The sequence below is a fragment of the Stenotrophomonas sp. PAMC25021 genome (assembly GCF_004795795.1).
Lineage (GTDB): Bacteria > Pseudomonadota > Gammaproteobacteria > Xanthomonadales > Xanthomonadaceae > Stenotrophomonas > Stenotrophomonas muris.
Genome location: NZ_CP039255.1, coordinates 1,907,431 through 1,932,658, shown reverse-complemented (window position 1 = coordinate 1,932,658; position 25,228 = coordinate 1,907,431). Strand labels below are relative to the sequence as shown.

Genomic DNA, 25,228 nt, shown 5'->3' with positions numbered 1-25,228 from the left:
CGAAGACCTCAGTCCACATCACTCCAGACCGCCAGTTCGTAGCCATCCAGATCGCGGAAGTGGAAGCGGCGGCCCCCGGGGAAGGCGAACACCGCCTGCACCACTTCGCCACCGGCGGCGACCACGCGCTGCTGTGCGTCGGCCAGGTCCGCGCAGTACAGGATTACCAGCGGTCCTCCGTGAGCACGCAACGGCGCGTCAGACACGAAGCCGCCCTTCAGCCGGCCATCGTCGAACTCGGTGTAGGACGGACCATAGTCGGTGAACTGCCAGCCGAACACCTCGCCGTAGAAGCGTTTGCTGCGGGCGATGTCGGCGACGTTGAATTCGATGTTGTCGATGCGGCGTTCGGCTTCGTGGGTAGCTTCGTGGCTCATGAGGTTGCTCCGTGATTGGAACCCCAGCTTCGGTCAGCGCGGCACGGCGGTCTTGAACAAAACGGCCATCATTGTCCCCACTCCAGGCGCAGCTCGCTGGCGGTCATGCCAGTCAGCTCGCGCGCCTCGCGGCTGAGATGGGCCTGGTCGGCATAGCCGGCATCAGCGGCCAGCATCGCCAACGAATGCTGTGGCAGCGCGCGACTCTGGCGCAGGAAACGTTGCAGCCGCAGGATCCGCTCCAGCGTCTTGGCGCCGTAGCCGAACTGCGACTGGCTGAAACGCCGCAGGCTGCGCGGGCTCAGGCCCAACTGCGCCGCCAGCGTATCCAGCGTGGCATTACCCGCGGCGAGCGCTTGGAACAGGACATGGGCGCGCTGCGCCGGCGTATCGAGCGCGGCCGCACCCATGTGCTGTTGCAGGCAGTGCGCCATTCGCTGCAGGCGCTGTGCAGGCGCGGTGTCGCCGATGGAGGCCGCCGCCTTGTTCGCCCACGCGCCCTTCAGATCAGCCAGTGGCACGGCCTGGCCGATGATCCCGGCCAAAGGCAGGCCCAGCGCGGCCAATGCCTGGCCGGGGCGGAAGCGTGCGCCCAGCACCTGCGCACCGGGTGCCAGCGCCGGGTGCGCGGCCACACGGTCCGGGCCGACGACGAACAGCGCACCGTCGCGCCAGAGGATATCCACGCAGCCATCGGGCAATACGGTGATGTGCCCATCGGCATCGGCAGGAAGCTGGCTCTGCCACAGCTGGCCAAAGTGGCCGCGCAGCGGCGCAGGCGTCAGATGTTCCTGGTAGGTCGTGCCGGTGCCTGCAAGAGAGGAAGGGTCGCCCATGCCGCATTGTGGCGCCACGGGGCCCATAAAAGTGAAGCCCGGCGCGAGGCCGGGCTTCGGTTGGCGTGTGGGAGAGAGAGAGAGTCACACGCCAGCACAACACGCACTAACGACAGGCGTTTGTTACCAGGTGAAGCGCGGGCCCACGAACCACTCGCGGTCGCCGGCCTTGGCCAGCTTCACTTCGCCGCTCAGGCCCCAGTTCTGGTTGAACTTGGCGGTGGCGCCGACACGGCCGTAGAACTCGCCGTCCGGGTTGATGCCGTGCTTCTTGGTGTAGTCCTCGTAGCCGGCCATCACGTAGCCTTCCACGTACGGGTTGAACGCGGTGCGCACGCCGACTTCGGTCGAGTAGCCGTTGAAGTCCAGGCCATGCTTCATGTCGAACTTCTGGTACGCAACGCGGGCCACCAGGTCGGTGTTCGGTGCGATGCCGTAGTTGTAGCCGGCACCGATGCGCCACTGGTCGACGTCATTCTTGAACTTGTCGGTTTCCTGCGCGCTGTAGTCGCCGAAGATGTGGAAGTTCGGGTGCACCGCCACGGAACCCTTCACCTTCCAGCCATCGGCGTCGCCGCCCTTGGCATCGGTGTTCACGTAGCCGCCTTCAACGTAGTTGTACGACAGGCCGTCGGTTGCCGATGCAGCGAACGGCAGGGCAGCCAGGAGACCCAGGGCGAGCAGCGAATTCTTGTTCATCGGGACACACCTTTAATTATTTTGGTTTCGTCGGCCGCCTCCCGGGAGGGGGGAGAGAGAGGAGGCGGTCGACAGGTGTGAATTATCCGTTAGGGGGTCTAATCGACCCTGAATATTGAACTGACTGGTGTATAAATAAGGCTGGCGTTCAGGGAACTCCACATGCCGCACGCGTCCGTCGCATCACTGCTGTTTCCGCCCCATGCGCGCCGCGCGGTGCGGGTGCTGCTGCTCGTCGCCCTTCCGATGATGCAGCTGCCAGCCAACGCGGCCGAGCGCGCCCAACCTTCTGCACGCATCGTGGTACAGACAGACGATGTCACGCGTTTCTTCAGCGTGCTGGATGCCACTGGAGGAAAACCAAGTGCCGAAGACCTGCAGCGCGGCTATCTGGACACCGGCACGGAGGCATTGCGCAGCTTCACCGACAGCCGCATCGGATCAATGGAGCGTTTGGCCAGGGCCATCCAGGACAAGCCGGCGTTGTTCGCCAGGGCGCGGACCTGTGCAGCGGCATTGCCGGCGATCCGCGCGCGGGTTGCCGACGCACTCGATCGGTTGGGCACGCTGCTCCCCACTGCACGTTTTCCTCCGGTCACCGTGCTGGTCGGGCGGGGTAACAGCGGCGGCGTCACCACCGAAGATGGTGTGGTGATCGGACTGGAAGCACTGTGCAACGCCGACTGGATGCAGCCTGACGTCGGCGATCGTTTCGTGCACCTGATCGCCCATGAGTACGTGCACGTGCAACAGCCCGGTGCGAGCGTCGATGTCGCGCAGCCCACCCTGCTCTATCAGACGTTGCTTGAAGGCGGCGCCGAGTACGTGGGTGAACTGATCTCGGGGCAACCGGCCAACGCGCATCTGCGTCGCTGGGCCCAGGGCCGCGAATGTGCGCTGGAGCGCGCGTTCGTACAGGACAGTGGGGGCACCGATCTTTCGAAGTGGCTGTACAACGGCCCCGGCGATGAAGCACGACGTGGAGATCTCGGATACTGGGTCGGCTACCGCATCGCGCGCAGCTATGTTTCCCGCGCGCCAGACAGGACCAGGGCCATCGCCACGCTGCTGGATGTGCGGCCCGACACCGCCGCGACCGTGTTCGAGGCGAGTGGATGGACGCCTGCCTGCACTGCTGCCAAAGGCGTGGAAACGCAAGTGCTGTGAGAGCCGCTTCATACTGATGAATTGGCGACCTTGAACAGGCACAAGGCACGCCGCCGACGTAGATCAGCTCGCCTGATCCCGCTTGTTAATGTTGGGTCAGGGGCCGGCTTCACAGTGCTTCCACGTATTCAAATTCCAGCTGAAAGCGCTTGGTAGCGGCGGGAACAAACGCCGCTATATTCCAGCTTCCCCAGACGAAGGAGGGAGTGCAATGAACCTGAACCCGCAACACATGAGGACGGCCCGCGCACTTGCTGTAGCGCTCATCGCCACCGTCAGCCTTGGCGCCTGCGCGTCATACAAGAACGAGTTTGCCACCATCAACTCGCGTCTCGATCAGCTCGACGTCAAGGTGCAGGGCGCTGCGCAGAGCGCGGAGTCCGCCAACCAGTCCGCACAGCAGGCCAATCAGCGCCTGGACCAGATCGAAGGTCGCGTGCAGCAGCTTGAAAGGGCACCTGCCGGCCGCAAGCCGCGCGGGTAATCGCTCCCTCACCTTTTGAATTGATCCACCTCTGTATCGGGTGTATCGGGGACCCAGTGGCCTTCGCCGGCCACTGGCATCCTTCCACCCACGATTGCATTGCAAGGAGCCGTCCCATTCGTACTTCCCCCTCCCCTGCACGCCGCGCCCTCCATGCCTCCCTGGCCATGGCACTGGCCGTTGCGTGCAGCGGCGTAGCCAACGCCAGGGACAAGGACGCACCTGCACCATCGGTCGCCGCCGTTGATGAACTTCCGCCCGACCAGAGCGTGTCCGAGACAGTGATCGAGCTGGCCGGCTGGGTGGTCGCCAGCAAGGACAACCAGGGCTATCCGTTTGCAGTCATGGACAAGGCGGCGGCGCAGGTTCTGGTCTTCGGCGGTGACGGCAAGCTGCGCGGCGCCGCACCGGCGCTGTTTGGGTCGGCGATCGGCGACCATTCCGCACCGGGCGTCGCCAAGCTCGCACTGAGCGCGATTCCCGGCCACGACCGCACCACGCCTGCCGGCCGCTTCATTGGCGGTTACGGCCCGTCCGACGATGCCGGACGCGTGCTGTGGGTGGACTACGATTCCGCCGTGTCGATGCACCCGCTGCCGCCGGGCAGCCCGAAGGAAAAGCGCGCCGAGCGGTTGGCATCGCCCTCGCCGGACGACAACCGCGTCACCCACGGCTGCATCAATGTCTCGCCCGCGTTCTACGAGCAGATCGTGCAGTCCACGTTCGAGAAGGGCGGTGTGTTCTACATCCTGCCGGACAAGGATTCGATCGCGAAGACGTTCCCGGAGTTCGCGCAGAGCCGTGCCGTCACCGATGGCAACCAAAAGAAGACCGCACAGCACGCTGGCGAGTAGTGCGTTTGTGCGTCCGCCCTGGGCGTTGTGGGCACATGCCGCCCGCCGGGCGGCTGCGATGCACAGTCTGCTCATGGAGAGTCGCCTGCGTGTGAGGCGTGGTGCCCCCGAGGCCCGGCACGCTGGCATACTGCGCCCGTAGACGATCCTGCGAGGCAATGTCTGCCTCGTCCATGAGGCCGCCGGTGGACCCACTCTTCCAGTTTCTGCTGAGCACGATGGGAGGCGTATTCGTCTTCCTGTTCTTCGTGGCGCGCGACTACCTGCGTGGATTGGGGTGGCTGCTCGGTTCCTGGGATCCGAACATGGGGCACGCGACCGAAGATGCGCTCATTTCGAAGGCCAATCGCAGCGCCTTGCTGATTGCGGCGGTGCTTCTGGCGTGGGCCTTCATGGGCCCTTCTCCCTACCGCCGCAACTGGGAAATCGAAGTAATGGGCATCGGCACCGGCATGTTGCTGGCCTATGTGGTGATCATCCGCCTTGCAGCTTCAAGGGTGAAGAGGCTGCTTGGGTGAGCGTGCCTCACATCGGCACCAATGAGGATCAGGAAGCCGTAGCCTCTGCAGCCCGCGCCAATGCCGCGGCGTGGGCGTCGCCCTTCCGCTCGCTGTAACGGTCTACCAGGTAGTCCGACCGGCCCCGCGTCAGCAGCGTGAACTTCACCAGCTCTTCCATCACATCCACCACCCGATCGTAGTACGGCGAGGGCTTCATCCGGCCGTCGTCATCGAATTCCTGCCAGGCGTTGGCCACCGACGACTGGTTGGGGATGGTCAGCATGCGCATCCAACGACCAAGCACGCGCAACGCGTTGACCGTGTTGAACGACTGCGAGCCGCCGCTCACCTGCATCACCGCCAACGTCCTGCCCTGCGTGGGCCGCACGCTGCCATCTTCCAGCGGCAACCAGTCGATCTGGTTCTTGAACACGCCGGTGACCGTGCCATGCCGCTCGGGGCTGACCCATACCTGGCCTTCCGACCACTGCGACCATTCGCGCAGTCGCTGCACTTCAGGGTGGTGCGGGTCCACGCTGTCCAGCATCGGCAGCGCATGCGGATCGAACACCCGGGTTTCGCACCCCAGATGGCGCAGCAGTCGCTCGGCTTCCAGCGCCAGCTTGCGGCTGAACGACTGGGGCCGCAGCGAGCCGTAGAGCAGGAGGATGCGTGGCGGCCCCAGATCTGCCGCGGCGAGCTGGTGATGATTGGGCTGGGGCAATGACGATTCCACCAGGTTGGGCAGGTCCAGGCTTGTGATTGGCTCATTCATTCGATTATTCTAGAAACATGGAAACATCGAATGCAATCTCCGCCCTGACCGCCCTCGGTCATGCCACCCGCTTGGCTGCCTTCCGCCTGCTGGTGGAGGCCGGCCCGGCAGGGCGCATGGCGGGCGACATCGCTACGGCCCTGCAGGTGCCGCCGGCCACGCTCAGCTTCCACCTGAAGGAGCTGGTGCAGGCCGGGCTGGTGGAGAGCGAGAACCAGGGCCGCCACGTCTGCTACCGCGCCAACTTCGATGCCATGAACGGCTTGATCGAGTACCTCACGCACAACTGTTGCGCGGGCTCACCCAGCAACCAGTGCGTCCCCGCCGAACCCGCCTGCAAGTGCTGATACCGCACACGACCCACCCCATCGAAGCGATTGCCACATGACCCGCAATGTCCTGTTCCTCTGCACCGGCAACAGCGCGCGCAGCGTGCTGGCTGAAGCCACCCTGCGCGCCTGGGACAGCGATCGCTTCAGGGCATTCAGTGCGGGCAGCCAGCCCACCGGCCAGGTCAATCCGTTCGCGCTGGCACAACTGCATGCCGAAGGAATGCCCGTTGAAGGGCTGCGCAGCAAATCATGGGACGAGTTCGTGGATGCAGCGCCCATGGACCTGGTCATCACCGTGTGTGATGCGGCCGCTGCCGAAGCTTGCCCAGTGGTGTTCGGTGACTTCATCCGCAGCCATTGGGGCCTGCCCGATCCGGCCGCCGTGGCAGGCAGCGATGCCGACAAGGCCGCAGCCTTCGCGCTGGCCCATGCCATCGTGAAAACCCGCCTGCGTGCGCTGCTCGCACTGCCCGAATCGGTGTGGTCCGAACGCGAAGCGCTGCAGCACGCGCTGGACCGGATCGGCCAGCTGTTGCCGACCGACGGCGCGCAGTGACGGTGCCACTGCCATGGGTCTGTTCGAGCGACACCTGACGCTGTGGGTTGTGCTGTGCATTGCGATGGGCACGCTGCTGGGCCACGTCCTGCCCGGTGCCTTCGCGGTGCTGGCGTCCGCCGAAGTGGCCAAGGTCAATCTGCCGGTTGCGGTGCTGATCTGGCTGATGATCATCCCGATGCTGCTGAAGGTCGACTTCCGCGCGATGCGCCAGTTGCAGCAACACTGGAAGGGCATCGGGGTAACACTGTTCATCAACTGGGCCGTGAAGCCGTTCTCGATGGCGCTGCTGGGCTGGCTGTTCCTGCGCCATGCCTTCGCCGACTGGTTGCCCGCAGCACAGATCGACAGCTACATCGCCGGGCTGATCCTGCTGGCAGCCGCACCCTGCACCGCCATGGTGTTCGTGTGGAGCAACCTGTGCCGCGGTGATGCCAACTTCACCCTGAGCCAGGTGGCGTTGAACGACGCGATCATGGTGGTTGCCTACGCGCCGGTGGTTGCACTGCTGCTCGGCCTGTCAGCGATCACCGTACCGTGGGATACGCTGTTGCTGTCCGTTGGTCTCTACATCGTGGTGCCGGTGCTGGCTGCTGCACTGCTGCGGCACTGGATCCTTTTGCGCAGCGGCGAGGCGGGCCTGCAACTCACGCTTCGAAGGTTGGGGCCGCTGTCCCTGTCCGCGCTGCTGCTGACGCTGGTGGTGCTGTTCGGGTTCCAGGGCCAGCAGATCGTGAAGCAACCGCTGGTAATCGCGCTGATTGCCGTGCCGATCCTGATCCAGGTCTATTTCACCTCGGGCCTGGCCTACCTGCTCAACCGTCGGCTGGGCGTGGCACATTGCGTGGCCGGCCCGTCAGCGCTTATTGGTGCCAGCAACTTCTTCGAACTGGCGGTGGCGACTGCGGTGGGACTGTTCGGCGTGCATTCCGGGGCGGCGCTGGCGACGGTGGTGGGCGTGCTGATCGAGGTGCCGGTCATGCTGTCCGTGGTGCGCATCGTCAACCGTACTCAGGCCTGGTACGAAAGACCCCAAGAGCGCTGACAACCAGAGTGGGGCGAGTTCGATTTACGTTCTTCGCTCCGCACTGTCGTCATCGGCTTGGTGGGGTACCCATATCCCTGTCATCAAGTTCGAACCATGTCGCATATTCCCCACGCTGCCACGGACGTTGCGGCACCTGCGTCCGCGACGGCTTAACAGCATGCAAGAATGCTGAAAGCGTCTTCGATCAAACGCTGTTTGCAACTCGTCTGATTGGCGTTGCGCAGCGACAGCGGTACAGATGGCGGGCCACCGGAAAATCGGTGGCCGGGCCTCGAAAACCCGTTAGATCACGAACGTTGTTTGCGCTTGCCAGCCGGCGTCACCCCGCGTGGCGCCGGCTGGCATTCCGTCTGCCGGCTATGGCGGGCGGAGCGTGGAGGCCTTGCGCCTGCCGGTCTTGTTCGTGATCTCCCGGTTTTCGAGCCACGTCTCCGCCCGCCACCTTTGTGTGGCGGCTACCGTCTGTCCTGCACGGAGCACTGCCATGACCACACCGGACTTCCCTCGCCTGCATCCGCATCGCTCATCCGCCACTGGCGGTGGGCCGCCAGAGCACGCGGCTGCGACCGATCCGAATGCCTTCATCGCCACGCTTCGCCGCATCGGCAAAGGCGCGGCCGCCGACGGCCAACCCTGGCCGGAGCGTCACCAGATGCCGGGCCGTTGCATGGCGCTGGCCGATGCGGACTGTGCGTTGGCAAGCCAGCGCGTGACGCTGGAACTGCTGCTGGCGGCCGAACGCGTACGCCAGAACGGCGCGGAGGCCGAGTACGTGGGCGACCGGGTGATGGAAGGGCTGATCATGGCGTGCCTGGCCATGAACGCACAGGCCAGCGCGCGTATGCGGCCGGAAGGGTGACGCGGGCGACAACGCCCGCGATTCCGCCGGGTAGGAGTCGGCGCTGCGGAGCGCGTCACATCACTCGCAGAGCGCGCTGTCTTCCTTCAACGCGGCATCCTGCAGTGGCTGGCGCTGTTCGATCTGCGCACGTTGTTCCGCCGTCGGCTCGCCCAGCCACCACACACGACAGCGCGCGGTAAGACGGCCGACCATCTTCGCCTCCGTCGGCGAATACAGCATCGCCAACGCGGTGCCGGGGCAGTCGTGGGCCTGGCAGGCGGTATAGAACCACCACGGCTCGCCCTGCAGCACCAGCAGCTCACCAGGACCGCTGGGCCCGCTCAACAGGCGTTCGCGCAGCGATGGAATCTCACTGTCAGCGGATTCGGCTGCGGCTGTGTTCTTCATCAGGGCGTTGAACGCGGCCAGCACCTTCGGGTCCTTGCGGCCGCAGTCGTCCACGGTATTGCCGCCCACCAGGGTGAAGAAATGCGTCGCCAGCGGGTTGTCCGCGCAGGTGAGTTCGCCGCCGGCACTCGGGTCTTCCGGTTCGCCTTCGTTGTCCCACACCGAGGGATCCACGCCATCTTCGATGGATGGCGCCTTCTCGACCACCGTTGCCGTGGCCGCAGGTGCTTCTGTGGCCGGTGCTGGTGCGGCTGGTGCTGCATCGGGTGCCGGTGCCTGCCCGCAGACGGCCAGCAATGCGACCGTCAGTGCCATCCCTGTGATTCGAATCTTCATTCCCTGTCCTTGTCTGATCTGCGCTGCATCCAGCAAATCGGCAGCCGCGTGATTCTAACCAGCACCGTGCCAGGATGCGTTCGTAGCGTCCCGTCATCGCCTGGAGCCGGACGCATGCGCCGTACACGACTCGCCAAGATCTTCTGCAGTGCCCTGCGGCTGGCATCGCCGGCAATTGCCCACGATGCAGAAAACGCGAAGCCTGCACGGCCTCTCCCGGGCGCAGCCCTGCCCGCACCGCTGGAGCGCGCACTACGCGATTACGAGCGGGCGTGGCGCTCGGCGGATGCCAGGGCATTGGCTGCGCTGTTTGCCGAGGATGGTTTTGTACTGCAGAGCAACCAGCCGCCGGTGCGCGGGCGTACTGCGATCGAGGCCGCGTATGCCGGCCAGGGCGGCAGTCCGTTGCGGCTGCGGGCGTTGGCTCACTCGGTGGAGGGCAACAGGGGCTACATCATTGGTGCGTATCGCTACGGCAGCAACGAGGGGACACCGGCAAGTTCATGCTGACGCTGAAGCGCGTGGGCGACGGGCCGTGGTTGATCTTCTCGGACATGGACAACACCAGCGCGCCGCCACGGGCGCGGTGATTGCCGCCGTCGGGCGCCAACCAAGGTTGGCAGCTACCGGAAGCGGGTTCGGCAGTAGATCCACGCCATGCGTGGATGGCTCGCGCACATAAAAAACCCCGGCACGTGGCCGGGGTTTCTCGATTCACTTGAACAGCGTGTCCGGGTATTCCGGTTTCTGTTCCCGCGCCAGCAGTGCGCGCAGGCCTTCTTCCGGGGTCTGCTCGCCGTGCAGCACGGCACGCACGCCGTCGGAGATCGGCAGGTCGATGCCATGACGGCGTGCCTGTCGCATCACTTCGTCGGCGGTCTGCACCGACTCGACCACCTGGCCGATTTCGCGCACGGCATCCTGCAGCGTCTGGCCACGGCCCAGGGCCAGGCCCAGGCGACGGTTGCGCGACAGATCGCCGGTGCAGGTCAGCACCAGATCGCCCAGGCCGGCCAGGCCCATCAGCGTTTCCGGCTTGGCGCCGATCGCCGCAGCCAGGCGCAGCATTTCATTGAGACCGCGGGTGATCAGGCCGGCACGGGCGTTGAGGCCCAGCTGCATGCCATCGGCCACGCCGGTGGCCACCGCCAGCACGTTCTTCATCGCACCGCCCAGCTCGGCACCGACCATGTCGTCGCCGGTGTAGGCGCGGAACGCCGGGCCATGCATCGCCTCGGCCACCGTCTGCGCGAACTCGGGCACGTCGCCGTGCACGGTGATCGCGGTGGGCAGGCCCTGGGTTACTTCCTTGGCGAACGATGGCCCGGTGACGACGGCCAGCGGCACGTCCTCGCCCAGCACTTCGCGCGCCACTTCATGCAGGAAACGGCCCGAACCGGGTTCGAAGCCCTTGGTGGCCCAGGCCACGCCGGCACCGGCCGGACGCAGCGGCGCCAGCGCACGCACGGTTTCACCGAAGGCATGCGACGGGGTCACCACCAGGATCCAGGCCGCGCCTTCCACCGCCGACGCCAGGTCGGTGGTGGCACGCAGGCTGTCCGGCAGCGGGATGCCCGGCAGGTAGCGCGGGTTCTCGTGGCGCTGGTCGATGGCCTCGACCACGGCAGCGTCGCGCCCCCACAGCACGGTCGGATGACCGTGCCGTGCGAGCAGGCTGGCCAGCGCGGTTCCCCAGGAACCGGCGCCCAGCACGGCGATCTTGTCAGCGGGAGTGCTCATCCGTGACGTCGCGGCAGGAATCAGGCGTTGCCAGCCGGCTCGGAGTCAGCCAGCGACGGTGCGTCGCCCTGCTCCTGGCGCTGGCGCAGGGTTTCTGCGTACAGGCCTTCGAAGTTGATCGGCTGCAGGAAGAACGGCGGGAAGCCGCCGGCCTGGATCAGGTCGCTGATCAGCTGGCGCACGTACGGGAACAGGATGTTCGGGCACTGGGTGCCAAGCAGCACGTCGATCGACTGCGGGTCCAGGCCGACCAGGCCGAACACGCCGGCCTGCTTCACTTCGGCCACGTAGGCGGTGCGCTCACCGGCCTGGCAGGTCAGGGTCACGGCCAGCACGACTTCGAAGGCGTTCTCACCCAGGCGCTGCACCTGCTGGTTCAGGTTCAGCTGCAGCTCCGGCTGCACCTGGTCATTGAAGATGGTCGGGGCGTTCGGCGACTCGAAGGAGACGTCCTTGACGTAGATCTTCTCGACGGTGAAAGCGGGGCCGGTGGCGGCATCGACCGGCGCAGCAGCGCCGTTGGTGATCTCTTCGGACATTTCCAGTAACTCCAATGAATGCAATGAAAACGATGGTCGAATTACTGCGATGGGGGCGGGATCAGGCCCATACAAGGCCGGATCCGCCACCTGCGGCAATCAGTTGCGGCCCTTGACCAGCGGCAGCTCGGCCTGCTGCCAGGCGGGAATGCCGCCGTCGAGCACGTAGACCTTCTCGAAGCCGGCCTTCTTCAGCGCCTTGGCGGCGGTTTCCGAGGCGTTGCCGCTGCGGCACACCAGCACCACCGGCGACTGCTTGGCGTTGGCCACCAGCTTGTGGTCCGGGCCGAAGGCACTGGCCTGGGCGTTGCGGCTGCCGGCAATGTGGCCCTTCTCGAAGTCACCGCTGGCCGACAGGTCGACCACCACCGTGCCGCCCGCGTTGATCAGCTGGGTCAGTTCGGCGGGCTTGATGCCCTTGAAGCCCCGGAACAGGCGGCGGATCTCGGTGACGATGATGGCCACGGTCAGGCCGACCAGGGCCGCGGACAGCATCGGGTTTCGGCCTGCAAAGGCCAGCAACTCTTCGTAATTCACTCAGGTCACGGGTCGATTAAGCGGGCGCCGATTGTCGCACAAGCCGGACGCGGCCCGTCACTGCCCCTTCCACAGGTCCGGCAGGCCGGCGGTCTGCCACCAGCGCTTGGCTTCCGGGTCCCAGCGCCAGCGCTCGACCACGACCACCGTGCGCTCGGCCTGGGTGTTCTGGTTGATCACCCCGATTTCGACCCGGCGCTCGACCAGTCCCCCGTCCAGTGAGGCACTGCTGCGCTCGCGGTAGGACGACACGCGCAGCTGCGCGTAACGGTTGAGCTCGAACTCGGTGGGCGGCTTTTCCTTGCGCAGCTTGGGGTCGAGGTAGCCGATGGCATCGTCCATGCTGCCCCAGCGGATGGTCGCCCCGTAGGCGATCTGGGTCTCTTCCAGCAGCTTGCGCTGCTTGCGGCTGAGGTCGTCGGCCGAGGCCACGGCACTGGCCAGCAGCAGGGAACAGATCAGGAACTGGATCAGGCGGCGCATCAGTGGTTTCCCCAGAACGTCAGCCTGCCATCCTACCCTTTGGCGAAGGCAACGAAGCGACCGCTGAATTCGGCGGCGGGCTTGCCATCGGCGCCGGGCTGGGTGGCGATGATGCTGATGCGGGCCTTGCGGCGCTGCCGGAAGGTGTTCAGGAAGGCATCCCAGCCGGTGGCCTCGGCCGCCTCAGCGTGGGCGTGCAGGTCTTCGTAGACCGGGGCCAGGTAGCGCAGGTTGCTGTCGGCCACGTAGACCTCGGCATCGTGGCCGGCCAGGCGCAGGCGCAGGCTGACCAGCGCCCAGCCGGACAGGGTCAGCACCGAGGCCAGGCTGCCGCCGAAGGCGTTGCCCTTGTCGTTGACGTTGGCGGCCAGCGGCGCGGTGATGCGCAGCACGCCATCGGCATAGCCGTCGAGCTGGATCTGCATGGCGCGCACCGCCGGCATGCAGTCCAGCACGTCCTGCAGGGCGGCCAACGAGGAAGTCAGGGCATCAACGGACATCTGAGCAGCGACCACGACAACGAAGGGCCCGCATAATGCAGGCAATGGCCGACCATACGATACCCACTGGCGCCACCCGTTCCGGCGCGCGCTGGACCCTGATCTCGCTGCGCCCGCGGGGCCAGAATGTGGCGCTGCGCCGCGCCGTTGCTGGGCTGGGCGGGGATGTCCTGGCCCTGGCGCCCTGGCGCCTGCAGCGCCTGCATGGCACGCCTGTGGTGCGTCAGCTGCAACGCGCGCTGAACTGCGATCGGGTGGTGTTCACCAGCCCGGCCGCCGTGACCGCGGCCGCCACCCTGCTGCCGCTGGCCGAGGCGCAGCGCAGCCCGTGGCTGACCGTCGGCGAAGGCACCGCGCGCGCATTGCGGGCACACGGCATCACCGAGGTGCATGCGCCGCAGCGGATGGACAGTGAAGGCCTGCTGGCGCTGCCGGTGCTGGCTGACGTACAGGGCCTGCGCATCGGCCTGGTGACCGCGCCCGGCGGGCGTGGCCTGATTGCCGCGCGGCTGCAGGCGGCCGGCGCCACAATCGAACGTGCCGACATCTACCAGCGTCGCCTGCTGCACCTGCCGCCCCGTGCGCTGGCTCGATTGGCGCATTCAGCGCAGCCGTGGATGCTGGCGGTGAGCAGTGGCGAAGCGCTGCAGCATTTCTGGCAGCAGCTTCCGCCGCCCTTGCAGCAGCGTCTGCAGGCGCACGCGACTGCCGTGGTGGCCAGTGATCGCCTCGGCGAACAGGCCCGGGCACTGGGCCTGCAGCATGTCGTGCGCGCGGCAGGCCCCACCAGCGCGCAGCTGGTGGCGGCCGCACACGCCACGCTCACCGTCCCGGCAGCGACCTGAACAGGGACGTGGGTCACGCTTGCCGCTGTCGTCGGCAACAGTGATGCTGTGCACAACGCGGCCTGCCGGCCCCCGACCGGCGACGTTGCCGACAAGGAAGCCCGATGAACGACACTCCGCCCGTTTCCCCGCCCCGTCGACCCGTGCGCTGGCTGCTGCCGCTGGCCGGTGTGGTCGTGCTCGGCGTGGGCGGCTATGCCGGCTGGTATGTCTGGCAACAGCAACAGAACGAACAGGCAGCGCAGGCACAGACCACGGCTGTCCAGCTGAAGGGCCTGGAGGCCACGCTGGATGCGCTGCGTCGTGACCAGCGCGCGACCAGCCAGCGCCTGCAGGACGCGGCCGCCACCAACCGCGTGCTGCGCGACGAGATGCTGGGCCTTTCCCAGCGCAGCGCATTGCTGGAAGAGAACCTGGCCAAGCTGGCCGACAGCGCCAACCAGGGCCGCCAGGCGGTACAGCGCGATGAGGCCGAACTGCTGCTGACCCAGGCCGCGCAGCGCCTGAACTACGCCGACGATGTGGAAGGCGCACGCCGGTTGTACGCCCAGGCCGCGACGGCACTGGCCGAACTGCCCGACAGTGATGGCCTGAACCTGCGTCAGGCGCTGGTGCAGGAGCGCGAGGCACTGGATGCGCTCGGCAGCGGCCCACGCGTGCAGTCGCTGCAGCGTCTGGATGCTGTGGGCAGGGCACTGCAGGGCCTGCCTTCGCAGATCACCGGCACAACCGGCAGCAGCACCGCCAAACCCTGGTGGCAGGCAGCTCTGGCGCCGTTCGTGGACATCACCCCGAGCCGCCAGAACGGCCCGCTGACCGCCGCCGAACAGCGCAATGCCGACGACGCGCTGCAGCTGGAACTGACATTGGCACGTGCGGCAATCGAGCGCGGCGACCGCGCGGGGCGCAATACCGCATTGGACCGCGTGGAGCACTGGGCACAGCGGCGCTGGCCGGATTCACCAGCCCTGCGCGCGCAACGTGCTGAACTGAAGGCCTTGCGCGAACTGCCGCTGCAGGCCAACGACGCTGTCCTTGGCAGCACCCTGCAACAACTGCGCACCCAGACCGACCGGAGGTAAGCCCGCATGAAACCCCTGCAATCCCTGGTCGTGCTGTTGCTGGCCGTGGCCATCGGCGTGGTCGCTGCGCAATGGCTCGGCGCCGATGACCTGAACCGCTTCGGCGAAGTGACCCTGCGCTACGGCGGCTACGACTACCACAGCAACCTGCCGAAGGTGGCGCTGCTGGCAGTGATCGCGGTGCTGGTGCTATGGCTGCTGTGGAGCCTGATCGCCGCACCGTTCCGCGCCTGGGGCCGCTACCGCCGCAAACAGGGCCGGGTGCGCCTGATCGACGGCCTGCAGGCCTATGAGCACGGCCAGTGGCAGCGTGCCGAGAAACTGCTGGACGGTGCCGCCAAGGATCCGGAAGTGAGCGCGGTGGCGCTGGCCAACGCCGTGCGCAGCGCGCAGGCACGTGCCGACGGCCCGGCTGGCGAGGCGCTGCTGCAGCGCCTGGGCGAAAGTGATGCCACCCTGCAGGCGCTGCTGCGCGCCGAACAGCTGCTGGCGCGCGATCTGCCGGTGGATGCGATCAACGCATTGGACGTAGCGGCGATCCAGCCGCTGCCGCCACGTGGCCTGTGGCTGCGCACCGAGGCACTGGCACAGGCCGGCCGCGCCCACGAGGCGTATGGCCAGCTGGGTGCACTGCGCCAGAGCAAGGTGCTGCCGGCCGAGGCCAGCAGTGAACTGGAAGCACGCCTGGCTGCACAAGCGCTGCTGGAAGCGGCCGACGTCAACGCACTGGCCGCGCAGTGGGAAGCCACGCCGAAGGCACTGCGACCGACTCCGGACGTGGTTGGCGCCTATGCCAGCCGCGCGGTGGCGCTGGACTGGGACGAGCCGGCGCTGCTGGCGCTGGAACAGGCCCTGGACCAGCGCTGGGATGACGAACTGGTGGCGCTGTATGGCCGTCTGCCGGCCGAGCGCCTGGCTACCCGCCAGGCCAACCTCGCACGTTGGCGCAACGTGCATGACGGCTCGGCCGCGTTGCGCCTGGCGCAGGGCCGCGTGGCCCTGGCCCAGCAGCAGTGGGAGGCCGCCGATGCGTTCCTGCACGAGGCCATCGCCGCGGGCGCCGGTGCACCGGCGTGGGAAGCGCTGGGTGAACTGTTCGCCCAGCGTGGCGAACACGCGCTGGCCGCGCAGTGCCTGGCCAATGCGCTGCGCCTGCAGCGCGGCGAGGACAGCGTGGCGCTGGTGCGCGGCGGCGAGACGCCACTGCGTGCCACGGTGGAAGAACAGCCGCTCGCGGTGCAGCCGCCGGTGTATGACGCCAACGAAGAGCGCGACGAATTCGGTAATCCGCGGTTGCCGTGACCGCTGCTGAAGCGTGCCGACCAACGGTCGGCACCCACCGGACAAAAAATGCCGCCCACTGGGCGGCGTTTTCATCTGCGGGACCCGGTAGTCGCCAACCCTGGTTGGCGCGTGGCCTTTCCGAGCGATGCCGTTTCACGGCCGACCAAGGTCGGCATCTACCACAGCAGATCCAGCACGCATTTCTGGTAGTCGCCAACCTTGGTTAGCGCGCGGTCGCAGCGATCAGCGTTCGACGATCGCCACCACGCCCATGCCGCCGGCGGTGCAGATCGACACCAGCGCGCGACCACCGCCGCGTTCGGCCAGCTGCTTGGCGGCGGTGGCGATGACGCGGGCGCCGGTGGCGGCGAACGGATGACCGGTGGCCAGCGACGAACCCAGCAGGTTGATCTTGTCCGGGTCGATGCGGCCCAGCGGTGCGTCCAGCCCCAGGCGGTTGCGGCAGTAATCCTCGCTCTCCCACGCACGCAGGGTGCACAGCACCTGCGCGGCGAAGGCTTCGTGGATCTCGTAGATGTCGAAGTCCTGCAGGGTCAGGCCATTACGCTTGAGCATCTCCGGCACCGCGATGGTCGGCGCCATAAGCAGGCCTTCGCCATGCACGAAGTCCACCGCAGAGACATGCGCGTCGCGCAGGTAGGCCTGCGGCTCATGGCCGTGCGCGCGCGCCCACTCTTCGCTGGCCAGCAGTACCGCAGCGGCACCGTCGGTCAGCGGGGTGGAATTGGCGGCGGTCAGCGTGCCACGGCCGGAAACCTTGTCGAACGCCGGCTTCAGCGTGGCCAGCTTTTCCAGCGAGGTATCCGGGCGCAGGATGTTGTCACGCTCGACGCCACGGAACGGTGCGATCAGGTCGTTGAAGAAGCCACGCTCATAGGCGGCGGCCAGCTTCTTGTGCGAGGACACCGCCCACTCATCCTGCGAGTCGCGCGAGATGTTCCATTCCTTGGCCATGTCCTCGCAGTGGTCGCCCATGCTCTTGCCGGTGCGCGGCTCGGCCACGCCCGGGAACTCGGGCTTGAGCTCGGAGAACTTGAAGCCGGAAGTGAGCGCGCGGATCTTGTCGCCAGTGCTCTTGGCGCGGTTGGCGGCCAGCAGGCGCGCGCGCAGCTTCTTGCCGTAGACGATCGGCACGTCGGAGGTGGTGTCCGAACCGCCGCCGATGCCCGATTCGATCTGGCCCAGCGCGATCTTGTTGGCGACAGTGATGATGCTGTCCAGCGAGGTGCCGCAGGCGCGCTGCAGGGTGATGCCCGGGGTCAGCGGCGACAGGCCGGAGGACAGCGTGGCTTCACGGCCCAGGTTCCAGTCGCTGGAGTGCTTGATCACCGCACCCATCGCCACTTCACCCAGTTGCTGGCCGTGCAGGCCGAACCGTTCGACCAGCGCGCCCAGCGTACGGACCGACATGCCGAGGTTGCCGACATCCGAATACGCGGTGTTCTGGCGGCAGAACGGAATGCGGACGCCACCGAGGATGGCGACGGGACGAGCGTTGGGCATGGAGATACCTGGCATGGATGAGGGTGTCTGCAACATGGCCTGCACGGCGGAGCAGGCATAATGGAGCCAAGTGTAGCTGCCGCCCTGTGATGGGCCAACCGTGGAACCATGAGCAAACCCGACCCCGCGATGAATGCCCTTGGCGTGCTGGCCCTGGAACTGGCCGGCGGCGAAATCCCCCGCCAGGCGGTGCTCAGCGCTGAACAGGCCGGTGAACTGGCCGAACGCGTCGGCCGTGACCTTTCCAAGCTGGTGCCGCAGGTGGCCGAGCTGGACCTGGTGTTCGCGGCCGCCCATTTCGACCCGGCCGAAGTACTGCGCCCGGGCTGGCCGATCCATCGCCGCCTGGAAGAACTGCAGATGCGTGCCCCGGGCCGCAACCAGGGCCCGCGCCTGCTGGCCTTCGGCACCGATGCCGCAGGCGATGTGCCGCTGCCGTTCCAGGCCGATGCGACCCTGGTGGGGGGCGGCCTGCGCGTGGTGCCGTTCCTGCTGACCGGCAGCGACGTGGCCACCACCAACGCGGTGGCCAATGCGCTGGAAGAAACACTGCTGGCCAACGGCATGGCGCATGCCGACACCGCGTTGATGGCACAGAACAGCTTCGGTGCCCGCATCGAACACGCGCGCTATTTCACCGTGAACGACCTGGCCGCGATGATGTCGATGCAGTACGACAACCAGGGCTTGGCGGCGCTGTGGCCGCTGATCGAGACCGCGATCATGGCGCCGGGCGAAGACGAGTGGCTCAATGCCGCGCCCGAGCCGCTGCTGCGCTATACCCATGGCGAGGCACGCATGGCGCTGTTCGATCCGGCCGGTTGGTGCGCGTACTACAACCACAGCAAGAACGATTGCGACCGCCTGCAGGGCATCTACGAGCAGTTCCTGATGCGCCAGCGGCAGATGGCCGCGGTGCTGGAAGCGCACGGCGTGCCGGTGCTGTTCGTGCACTGCGAGGCCGGGCAGGACGCGCGCGAGCTGCTGGCGCGCTGAAGGCGGGTAGTGCCGGCCGCTGGCCGGCAACCTCCGGATGTGCGATTGCCGGCCAGCGGCCGGCACTACCGATAAAGAAGAACGCCGGCTTGCGCCGGCATTTTCCGTTTCCAGCATAAAGGGCCGCAGTGCTGTTCGTGCACTGCGGGGCCGGGCACGACGCGCGCGAGCTGCTGGCGCGCTGAAGGCGGGTAGTGCCGGCCGCTGGCCGGCAACGTCCGGATCTGCGATTGCCGGCCAGCGGCCGGCACTACCGATAATGAAGAACGCCGGCTTGCGCCGGCGTTTTCCGTTTCCAGCAGAAAGCGCCGCAGTGCTGTTCGTGCACTGCGAGGCCGGGCAGGACGCGCGCGAGCTGCTGGCACGCTGAAGACGGGTAGTGCCGGCCGCTGGCCGGCAACGTCCGGATCTGCGATTGCCGGCCAGCGGCCGGCACTACCGATAAAGAAGAACGCCGGCTTGCGCCGGCGTTCCTTGATTCTTACGGGGCCTTCTGGATCACCGCACACGCCAGGCGTGCGCCGGCGTTGCCGGTCGGCTGGGTCTTGTAGTCGTCCGCATCGGCGTGGACGATCAGGCCGCGGCCGATGATGTCGAAGTCATCACCCTTGCCGATGTTGACATTGCTCGACACCGGGCCGTCGATGCTGGCCACGCCCTTGTCGTCGGCCTTGATGTTGGGCATGTCGCCGCCGTGGTGCGGATCGGTGGCGACGTTGCCGTGATCCTGCTTGCCCGGGTTGAAGTGGCCGCCGGCGCTCATGCCGTCCGGCGCGCTGCAGTCGCCCTTCTCGTGGATGTGGAAGCCGTGCTCGCTGCCCGGCTTCAGGCCAGTGATCTGGCCGGTCACGTGGACCTTGCCGTCGACCACCTTGAAGGTGACGCTGCCCTTGGTTTCGTTGCCCTGGGTCGGTGCCAGTTCGGCGGTGGCCGAGGCATCGGCAGCCGGTGCATCCGCCGGGGCTGGCGTTGCGGCCGGTTCGGTGGTGGCGCCCTCGGCCGGGGCGGCCGGCGGGGTTTCCGTCTGCGGAGCGGCCGGCTGCTGGCCGCAGGCCGCCAGGCCCAGCGCGGCGATGGCCGCAAACAGCGAAGTGTGGATCAGACGCATTGGAATCTCTCCCTGGATGTTGCCTGCAGTGATCAGCGGACGACCCGGATCACGCCACAGGCGATGCGGACGCCGGCATTGCCGGCGGGCTGGCTGCGATAGTCGTCGGCGTTGGCATGCACGACCAGTGCACGTCCGGCGATATCGGTGGCGGCGCCTCCGCCAAGGGTAACGCCCTTGAGGTGGATATCGACGTTGGCGCGCCCCTGGGCATCGGCACGCAGGTTGTCCATGTCGCCCAGGTGGTGCTTGCCGGTGCCGGCGCGGCCATGCGCGGCGCCACCGGGATTGAAGTGGTTGCCGGCGCTGCTGGCATCCACCGCGCTGCAGTCGCCACGCTCGTGGATGTGGAAACCGGCCTGCTGCAACGGCTGCAGGCCACCGATCAGGCCGGTGATGTGGATACCGCCGGGCTCCACCATCAGTGCGATGCGGCCACTGACGATGCTGGCCGAGGCCGGCGACAGATTGGCCTCGCCCTGCTTCGCTGCGCTGACCACGGTGGGCGGCGGCGGGGTGGGCTCGGCCTTCTTCGGCGCGCTGCCACAGGCAGACAGCAGCACGGCGGCGGACAACGGCAGGATGGCAAAGGACAGACGCATCGAAGACTCCTTGCAGGTGACACTAAGCATTGCATCGTCCATGAACGATCAACGGTTCGGCAAGCGGGCGCGAGGATCGCGTGCAGGGACCGTTCAATGGCCCCCGCGGCGGCGCCCGGCGCCCAGCTTGCGGGTAAGGGTATTGCGGCCGAGGCCGAGGCGGGCAGCGGCTTCGGCGCGGCGACCGTGGGTGATCTGCAGCGCTGCCTCCAGCAGGGCATGGTCGACCCGCTCGCGCACCTGCGCGTGCAGCCCTTCCACGCCCTCGGCCAGCTGACGGCGCGCCCATTCGGCCAGCAGCGCTTCCCATTGGCCCGGATCGGCTGCGCTGCCGCTGTTGCGGCGGCCGCGCGCGCGGTTCAGCGCGGTATCGACATCGGCCACGCCGATGGTGTCGGCGGCGGCCAGCGCGGCCATCCGCCAGCACACGTTCTCCAGTTCGCGCACGTTGCCCGGCCAGTCGTGTTCGCGCAGCGCCTGCAGAGCCGCGGCGGTGAGGCGCTTCGGCGGCGTATCCAGCCTGCGTGCGGCGGCGGCCAGGAACGTGCTGGCCAGTTGCGCGATGTCCTCGCGGCGCTCGCGCAGCGGCGGCAACTGCAGGCGCACCACGTCCAGGCGATGCAGCAGATCGGCGCGGAACTTGCCCTGCGCGACCAGGCCTTCCAGATCCTGGTGGGTGGCGGCCACCACGCGCACATCGACGCGGATCAGCTCGCGGCCACCGACGCGGAAGAACTCACCCTGCGCCAGCACACGCAGCAGGCGGGTCTGCAGCGGCAACGGCATGTCGCCGATCTCATCCAGGAACAGCGTGCCGCCGTTGGCCTGCTCGAAGCGGCCGACATGACGGCGCTGCGCACCGGTGAAGGCGCCAGCTTCGTGGCCGAACAGCTCGCTCTCCAGCAGTTCGGCCGGGATCGCGGCGGTATTGAGCGCGACGAACGGGCCCTGCGCACGCGGCGATTCGCGGTGCAGCGCATTGGCCACCAGCTCCTTGCCGGTGCCGGTCTCGCCGGTGATCAGCACCGCCAGCGGTGCCTGCGCCAGGCGACCGATGGCGCGGAACAGCGCACGCATCGGGGGGGTATCGCCCACCAGTTGCGGCGGCTGGTCGCCGGGCGTTTCGGCGGCGGGGCTGGGGGCGGCCAGCGCGGGCGCCACGGCCGGCAGCACACGCTGCGCCAGCGCCACGGCATCGTCCAGGTCGAACGGCTTGGACAGGAATTCATGCGCGCCCCCGCGGAACGCACCGGCGGTGCTGGCGACATCGGTATAGGCCGACATCACCACCACCGGCAGCTGCGGCAACGCGGCCTTGAGCTTGTCCAGCAGTACCAGGCCATCGTCGCCGGGCATGCGCACATCGGTGAACAGCAGCGCCGGTGGCGGGCCCGCGCTCAACGCCTGCAGGGCGGGAGCGGCACTGTCGAAATCAACGACCTGGTACCCCGCCTCGCGCAGCGCGGTGCACAGTACGAAGCGCACCGCACGATCATCGTCGACCACCCAGATGCGCTGTGCGGTGGTGGGGGACTCAGACATCGCGCGGGGCCTCCTCGGCAGGAGCGGCGCCGTTGCCGATCGGCAACAGCAGGGTGAACACGGTATGGCCCGGACGCGAGCGGTAGGTGAGCGTGCCGCGATGCTCGCGCGCGACCTGCTGGGCCAGTGCCAGGCCCAGCCCGGTGCCTTCGGCACGGCCACTGACCAGCGGCAGGAACAGGTGTTCGGCCAGCTCCTCGGGCACGCCACGGCCGTCGTCGGCGATTTCCAGGCGCAAGGCCAACGTGTGCAACTGCTCGGCGATGCGCACCCCATGCTCCACGCGGGTGCGCAGGGTGATGCTGCCGGCACCGGCCTGGATCGCGTTGCGCACCAGGTTCCACACCGCCTGGGTGAGGCGGTCGGCGTCGCCGTGGAATTCGGGAATGCTGGGGTCGTAGTCGCGCTGCAGGCGTACCGCCCAGCCGGCCTCGTTCTCGGCCAGGCGCAGCACACGTTCCAGCGCGGCATGGATGTTCAGTTCCGCATGCGGCGCGGCCGGGGCCGGCGACAGCAGCTGGTCGAGAAGGCCGTTGAGGCGCTCGATCTCCGAGCCGATCAGTTCGATCAGCTCACGTTCGCTGGCGTCGCGCTGCGCCGCGCGGCGGGCCAGCAGCTGGGCCGCGCCCTTCAGCCCGGCCAGCGGGTTGCGCAGCTCGTGGGCCAGGCCCTTCAGCGCCGCGCTGAGCGCACTGGGCAGCGCCTGGGTTGGGTCCAGCCCGGGGAATTCATCGACCGGATGCGCCTCCAGCAGCCAGCCACCATCGTCGCGGCGGCTCATCCAGCCCTCGGCGAAGCGCGGCGCCTCGCCGGGCACCGCCAGCGCCAGCCGGTTCAGGCGCAGGCTGTCGCGCTCATCGCGGGCCAGGAAATGGGCAAGTGCCTCGCCCTGCACTTCCAGTGCGGCCAATGGCCGACCCAGCAGGCGCCGGACGCTGACGCCCAGCCAGCGGGCGAAGGCCGGATTGCAGCCGGCAATGCAGCCATCGGCCCCGGCCCAGGCCAGCGGCGTGCCCAGGGCATCAAGGGACGGCGGGGGTGCGGGGTCGGACATTGCACCAATGTAGTGCAAAACGCGGGGTTCGGGGTCAGAGCCCTTTCCTGGCGGAAAGGGATCTGACCCCTGCTGCAGGTCGAGCAAGCTCGACCACTACCAGATGCAGGGCCGGTTACAGCTTCATGTTGAGGCCAACGAACACGCTGCGGCCCGGGGCTGGCGAGAACATCGGGCGGGCGCTGTCCCAGAAGAAGCTGTCGTACCAGGCGTAGGCGTACTGGCGGCCGGTGACGTTCTTCAGTTGCAGGTCCACGCTGAAACGCGGGGTGAGCTGATAGGCAGCACTGAGGTCGAGCACGGCGAAGCCACCGAACTTGCCGGCCACGTTGCGCTCCTCAAGGTAGTAGTCGCCCTGCGCGCGTGCCTGCAGGCCGAGGCGCAGCGCGTCGCTGGCGCGGTAGTCCACACCCAGATTGCTGATGTGGCGCGGGGTGGCGGCCACTTCGCGGCCGTGCAGGGAAATGCCGGCATCGCGGTCGTCGCGGGTGATCTTCGCTTCCTGGTAGGCGTGCGACGCCCATACCGTCCAGTCATCGCCCAGCTGCAGGCTCAACTGCGCATCCACGCCGCGCCGGCGGGTCTTGCCCAGGGTGACCGTGGTGCCGGTGGCAGGCATGTTGGATACCTCGTTTTCCGCGTCCTGCTGCCACACCGCCAGGCGCGCCTGGGCGCCCTGGAACGGCTGGAACTTCAGGCCCAGCTCCATGCCCGTATTGGTGGACGGCTGCATCGGCGCCTGCCCCGGGGTGAGGTAGGCCGGTGCGGTGGACCCGGTCAGCACCTGGAAGGTGCGGCCCCAGTTGGCGTAGACGTGGGTGGTCTGGCCCAGGCTGTGGATGATGCTCAGCTTGGGCTGGCCGATGCTGCCGTAATCCTGCAGCCGGGCGGTGATGCCGTTCATCAGGTGCGTGCGGCCACTGAAGCGATCAATACGATAGGCCGGCACGATCTTCCACGCCTCGGCGGGCTGGTAGATCGCCTGCACGTAGGCGCCCCAGTTGTCGAAGCTGTGGCGGTCGTCGTTCTGCACGCGCGCCGGCGGCTGGCTGTAATCGGTCGGTTCGGCGTAGGCATAGCGCTCGCGGATATAGCCGTTGTCCTGCTGCTCGTAGTTCAGGCCGCCCTCGACAGTAAGCGTGGAGCTGGCCTGCCAGGTCAGCGTGCTGAGCAGGCCAGTCTGGCGTTCATCCCACACGCGGCGCTGGCGCGGCAGGTTGCCGGTGGGCAGGTCGCTGAAGGTCACGCGGCGGTCGTCTTCATAGCGGTTGTAGTAGAGCCGCGTGCCGAAGGTGAGTGCGTCGGACAGCTTCAGGTCGACGTGCGCGGCGATCTGGCGCATGTCGCGGTCATCGCCGTCGTTGCCGTTGCGCAGCTCGCTGCCACGGCGGTGCGTGCGCAGTTCCTCGGCGGTCATGAAGCCCGGTTCGTCGGCCTCATGGTGGTAGGCGCGCGCGGTCAGGCCCACGCGCAGCCCTTCGTCCAGCGTGCCGAAGAACCACTTGCCGCCCAGCGAGTACTTCCTGGAGGTGTCGTGGTCGCGATAACCATCGCTGGCCTGGGTGCCGACAAAGTAGTTCTGCGCGAAGCCATTGGCTTCGCGGCCAATCGCCAGCTGCGCATCACGGGTGTTGTAGCTGCCGTAGGCCAGGCGCGCATCGGTGTAGCTGCCGCCCTGGCGCGTACCGAAGTTCACGTTGCCGCCGATGTTGTGCAGGCCATAGCGCGGATCGTTGGTACCACGCACTACTTCGATGTAGCTGATGTCCAGCGGGAACAGCATGTCGATGAAGCGCTGGTTGCCGCTGTTGACGTTGCTGGGGATGCCGTCGATGAGGGTCTTGATGGCATTGAGGTAGCCCTCGCCGTTGAAGGCGCGGAAGCTGACCTTGCCCGATTCGGCACCCTGCCGGGTTTCGGTGAGCTGGATGCCGGGCATCTGCCCGAGCAGTTCCCAGCTGTGCGAAACGTTGCGGTTTTCGATCTGGTCTGCACCCAGCACGTCCACCGAGGTCAGCACCTGGTGCGCACTGAGCTGGCCTTCGCCGTGCTGGTGCACCTGCACCTTGCCGAGGGTGAGCGCGGCATCGGCGGCCTGTGCGAAAGCTTCAGGGGCGAACGGCGCGGCCGCCAGGGCGGCCACAAGGGTGGGAGTCTTCATGGGAAGGGGCGGTTACGG

General features: G+C 67.4%; 28 protein-coding genes and 1 pseudogene. 13 read left to right on the top strand and 16 right to left on the bottom strand.

Going from position 1 to position 25,228, the window contains the following annotated elements; genetic code table 11:
* Nucleotides 1–8: 8 nt before the first annotated feature.
* The 3 genes from E5790_RS09125 to E5790_RS09115 form a co-directional block, all read right to left on the bottom strand.
* A complete protein-coding gene (locus E5790_RS09125; RefSeq protein ID WP_032959386.1) occupies nucleotides 9–377 on the bottom strand; it encodes a VOC family protein in 369 nt (122 codons plus the stop codon).
* Nucleotides 378–445: 68 nt separating this feature from the next.
* Nucleotides 446–1,213 carry a helix-turn-helix transcriptional regulator gene (locus E5790_RS09120; RefSeq protein WP_046427864.1) on the bottom strand — a complete coding sequence of 256 codons (768 nt, stop codon included), beginning with the start codon at nucleotides 1,211–1,213 and terminating at the stop codon, nucleotides 446–448.
* 123 nt (nucleotides 1,214–1,336) lie between these two features.
* Nucleotides 1,337–1,912, bottom strand: a complete 576-nt coding sequence (locus tag E5790_RS09115) for an Ax21 family protein (protein WP_005411880.1) — start codon at nucleotides 1,910–1,912, stop codon at nucleotides 1,337–1,339.
* A gap of 162 nt (nucleotides 1,913–2,074) precedes the next feature.
* On the opposite strand from E5790_RS09115, the gene E5790_RS09110 reads away from it, so the two are divergent.
* The 4 genes from E5790_RS09110 (at nucleotide 2,075) to E5790_RS09095 (ending at nucleotide 4,935) form a co-directional block, all read left to right on the top strand.
* Nucleotides 2,075–3,079 carry a DUF2268 domain-containing putative Zn-dependent protease gene (locus E5790_RS09110; protein ID WP_219633131.1) on the top strand — a complete coding sequence of 335 codons (1,005 nt, stop codon included), beginning with the start codon at nucleotides 2,075–2,077 and terminating at the stop codon, nucleotides 3,077–3,079.
* Between the two features lie 211 nt (nucleotides 3,080–3,290).
* Nucleotides 3,291–3,563, top strand: a complete 273-nt coding sequence (locus E5790_RS09105) for a hypothetical protein (RefSeq protein ID WP_111206053.1) — start codon at nucleotides 3,291–3,293, stop codon at nucleotides 3,561–3,563.
* 167 nt (nucleotides 3,564–3,730) lie between these two features.
* Nucleotides 3,731–4,417, top strand: coding sequence for a L,D-transpeptidase (locus E5790_RS09100; RefSeq protein ID WP_014645514.1), 687 nt, complete (start codon nucleotides 3,731–3,733; stop codon nucleotides 4,415–4,417).
* 185 nt (nucleotides 4,418–4,602) lie between these two features.
* Entirely contained in the window at nucleotides 4,603–4,935 is a 333-nt protein-coding gene (locus E5790_RS09095; RefSeq protein WP_227864434.1) for a hypothetical protein, read from the top strand.
* A gap of 28 nt (nucleotides 4,936–4,963) precedes the next feature.
* Here E5790_RS09095 and arsH read toward each other — a convergent pair whose 3' ends face one another.
* Nucleotides 4,964–5,692 (bottom strand): arsenical resistance protein ArsH, encoded by a 729-nt coding sequence (gene arsH / locus E5790_RS09090; RefSeq protein ID WP_111206055.1) that lies wholly within the window; start codon nucleotides 5,690–5,692, stop codon nucleotides 4,964–4,966.
* A 17-nt stretch (nucleotides 5,693–5,709) separates the two neighbouring features.
* Between arsH and E5790_RS09085 the strand changes: the two genes are divergently transcribed.
* The 4 genes from E5790_RS09085 (at nucleotide 5,710) to E5790_RS09070 (ending at nucleotide 8,487) form a co-directional block, all read left to right on the top strand.
* Nucleotides 5,710–6,039 carry a metalloregulator ArsR/SmtB family transcription factor gene (locus E5790_RS09085; protein ID WP_111206056.1) on the top strand — a complete coding sequence of 110 codons (330 nt, stop codon included), beginning with the start codon at nucleotides 5,710–5,712 and terminating at the stop codon, nucleotides 6,037–6,039.
* Between the two features lie 37 nt (nucleotides 6,040–6,076).
* A complete protein-coding gene (locus E5790_RS09080; protein ID WP_111206057.1) occupies nucleotides 6,077–6,580 on the top strand; it encodes an arsenate reductase ArsC in 504 nt (167 codons plus the stop codon).
* Between the two features lie 13 nt (nucleotides 6,581–6,593).
* Nucleotides 6,594–7,625, top strand: coding sequence for an ACR3 family arsenite efflux transporter (arsB, locus tag E5790_RS09075; RefSeq protein ID WP_046427852.1), 1,032 nt, complete (start codon nucleotides 6,594–6,596; stop codon nucleotides 7,623–7,625).
* A gap of 487 nt (nucleotides 7,626–8,112) precedes the next feature.
* Nucleotides 8,113–8,487, top strand: coding sequence for a hypothetical protein (locus E5790_RS09070; RefSeq protein ID WP_075076523.1), 375 nt, complete (start codon nucleotides 8,113–8,115; stop codon nucleotides 8,485–8,487).
* A gap of 60 nt (nucleotides 8,488–8,547) precedes the next feature.
* On the opposite strand, the gene E5790_RS09065 is transcribed toward E5790_RS09070, so the two are convergent.
* Nucleotides 8,548–9,213, bottom strand: a complete 666-nt coding sequence (locus tag E5790_RS09065; protein WP_111206058.1) for a hypothetical protein — start codon at nucleotides 9,211–9,213, stop codon at nucleotides 8,548–8,550.
* 114 nt (nucleotides 9,214–9,327) lie between these two features.
* Here E5790_RS09065 and E5790_RS09060 point away from each other — a divergent pair.
* A pseudogene (locus E5790_RS09060) lies at nucleotides 9,328–9,803 on the top strand (nuclear transport factor 2 family protein).
* A 124-nt stretch (nucleotides 9,804–9,927) separates the two neighbouring features.
* Here the strand turns inward: E5790_RS09060 and E5790_RS09055 are convergent.
* The 5 genes from E5790_RS09055 to E5790_RS09035 all read right to left on the bottom strand — a co-directional run bounded on the left by E5790_RS09055 (nucleotide 9,928) and on the right by E5790_RS09035 (nucleotide 13,012).
* Complete coding sequence (locus E5790_RS09055) at nucleotides 9,928–10,953, bottom strand: NAD(P)H-dependent glycerol-3-phosphate dehydrogenase (protein ID WP_005420929.1); 1,026 nt, start codon at nucleotides 10,951–10,953, stop codon at nucleotides 9,928–9,930.
* A gap of 20 nt (nucleotides 10,954–10,973) precedes the next feature.
* Nucleotides 10,974–11,492: a protein-export chaperone SecB gene (secB, locus tag E5790_RS09050; protein WP_005407596.1), complete on the bottom strand. Its 519-nt coding sequence runs from the start codon at nucleotides 11,490–11,492 to the stop codon at nucleotides 10,974–10,976.
* A 99-nt stretch (nucleotides 11,493–11,591) separates the two neighbouring features.
* Nucleotides 11,592–12,029: a rhodanese-like domain-containing protein gene (locus E5790_RS09045; RefSeq protein ID WP_014645505.1), complete on the bottom strand. Its 438-nt coding sequence runs from the start codon at nucleotides 12,027–12,029 to the stop codon at nucleotides 11,592–11,594.
* A 57-nt stretch (nucleotides 12,030–12,086) separates the two neighbouring features.
* Nucleotides 12,087–12,512: a hypothetical protein gene (locus E5790_RS09040; RefSeq protein WP_014035526.1), complete on the bottom strand. Its 426-nt coding sequence runs from the start codon at nucleotides 12,510–12,512 to the stop codon at nucleotides 12,087–12,089.
* Between the two features lie 32 nt (nucleotides 12,513–12,544).
* Nucleotides 12,545–13,012, bottom strand: coding sequence for a YiiD C-terminal domain-containing protein (locus tag E5790_RS09035; RefSeq protein ID WP_005407593.1), 468 nt, complete (start codon nucleotides 13,010–13,012; stop codon nucleotides 12,545–12,547).
* A 35-nt stretch (nucleotides 13,013–13,047) separates the two neighbouring features.
* Here E5790_RS09035 and E5790_RS09030 point away from each other — a divergent pair, with 35 nt between their 5' ends.
* From E5790_RS09030 to E5790_RS09020, 3 genes are all read left to right on the top strand, one after another.
* On the top strand, nucleotides 13,048–13,857 hold the full coding sequence (locus E5790_RS09030; protein ID WP_111206059.1) for a uroporphyrinogen-III synthase: 810 nt from the start codon (nucleotides 13,048–13,050) through the stop codon (nucleotides 13,855–13,857).
* 104 nt (nucleotides 13,858–13,961) lie between these two features.
* Nucleotides 13,962–14,939: a uroporphyrinogen-III C-methyltransferase gene (locus E5790_RS09025; protein WP_032959352.1), complete on the top strand. Its 978-nt coding sequence runs from the start codon at nucleotides 13,962–13,964 to the stop codon at nucleotides 14,937–14,939.
* A 6-nt stretch (nucleotides 14,940–14,945) separates the two neighbouring features.
* Entirely contained in the window at nucleotides 14,946–16,241 is a 1,296-nt protein-coding gene (locus tag E5790_RS09020; protein WP_049418860.1) for a heme biosynthesis HemY N-terminal domain-containing protein, read from the top strand.
* A gap of 225 nt (nucleotides 16,242–16,466) precedes the next feature.
* Here the strand turns inward: E5790_RS09020 and E5790_RS09015 are convergent, their stop codons facing one another.
* Nucleotides 16,467–17,762, bottom strand: coding sequence for an acetyl-CoA C-acetyltransferase (locus E5790_RS09015; RefSeq protein ID WP_111206060.1), 1,296 nt, complete (start codon nucleotides 17,760–17,762; stop codon nucleotides 16,467–16,469).
* A gap of 93 nt (nucleotides 17,763–17,855) precedes the next feature.
* On the opposite strand from E5790_RS09015, the gene E5790_RS09010 reads away from it, so the two are divergent.
* Nucleotides 17,856–18,743: a hypothetical protein gene (locus E5790_RS09010; RefSeq protein ID WP_041862938.1), complete on the top strand. Its 888-nt coding sequence runs from the start codon at nucleotides 17,856–17,858 to the stop codon at nucleotides 18,741–18,743.
* Between the two features lie 481 nt (nucleotides 18,744–19,224).
* Here E5790_RS09010 and E5790_RS09005 read toward each other — a convergent pair whose 3' ends face one another.
* The 5 genes from E5790_RS09005 to E5790_RS08985 form a co-directional block, all read right to left on the bottom strand.
* On the bottom strand, nucleotides 19,225–19,851 hold the full coding sequence (locus tag E5790_RS09005; RefSeq protein ID WP_111206061.1) for a superoxide dismutase family protein: 627 nt from the start codon (nucleotides 19,849–19,851) through the stop codon (nucleotides 19,225–19,227).
* A 32-nt stretch (nucleotides 19,852–19,883) separates the two neighbouring features.
* Complete coding sequence (locus E5790_RS09000; RefSeq protein ID WP_032959349.1) at nucleotides 19,884–20,453, bottom strand: superoxide dismutase family protein; 570 nt, start codon at nucleotides 20,451–20,453, stop codon at nucleotides 19,884–19,886.
* Between the two features lie 93 nt (nucleotides 20,454–20,546).
* Nucleotides 20,547–21,995 (bottom strand): nitrogen regulation protein NR(I), encoded by a 1,449-nt coding sequence (ntrC, locus tag E5790_RS08995; RefSeq protein ID WP_032959347.1) that lies wholly within the window; start codon nucleotides 21,993–21,995, stop codon nucleotides 20,547–20,549.
* Nucleotides 21,988–23,049: an ATP-binding protein gene (locus E5790_RS08990; RefSeq protein WP_032959394.1), complete on the bottom strand. Its 1,062-nt coding sequence runs from the start codon at nucleotides 23,047–23,049 to the stop codon at nucleotides 21,988–21,990. The genes ntrC and E5790_RS08990 overlap by 8 nt, the downstream gene beginning before the upstream one ends.
* A gap of 115 nt (nucleotides 23,050–23,164) precedes the next feature.
* Nucleotides 23,165–25,210, bottom strand: coding sequence for a TonB-dependent receptor (locus tag E5790_RS08985; protein WP_111206062.1), 2,046 nt, complete (start codon nucleotides 25,208–25,210; stop codon nucleotides 23,165–23,167).
* Nucleotides 25,211–25,228: the final 18 nt, after the last annotated feature.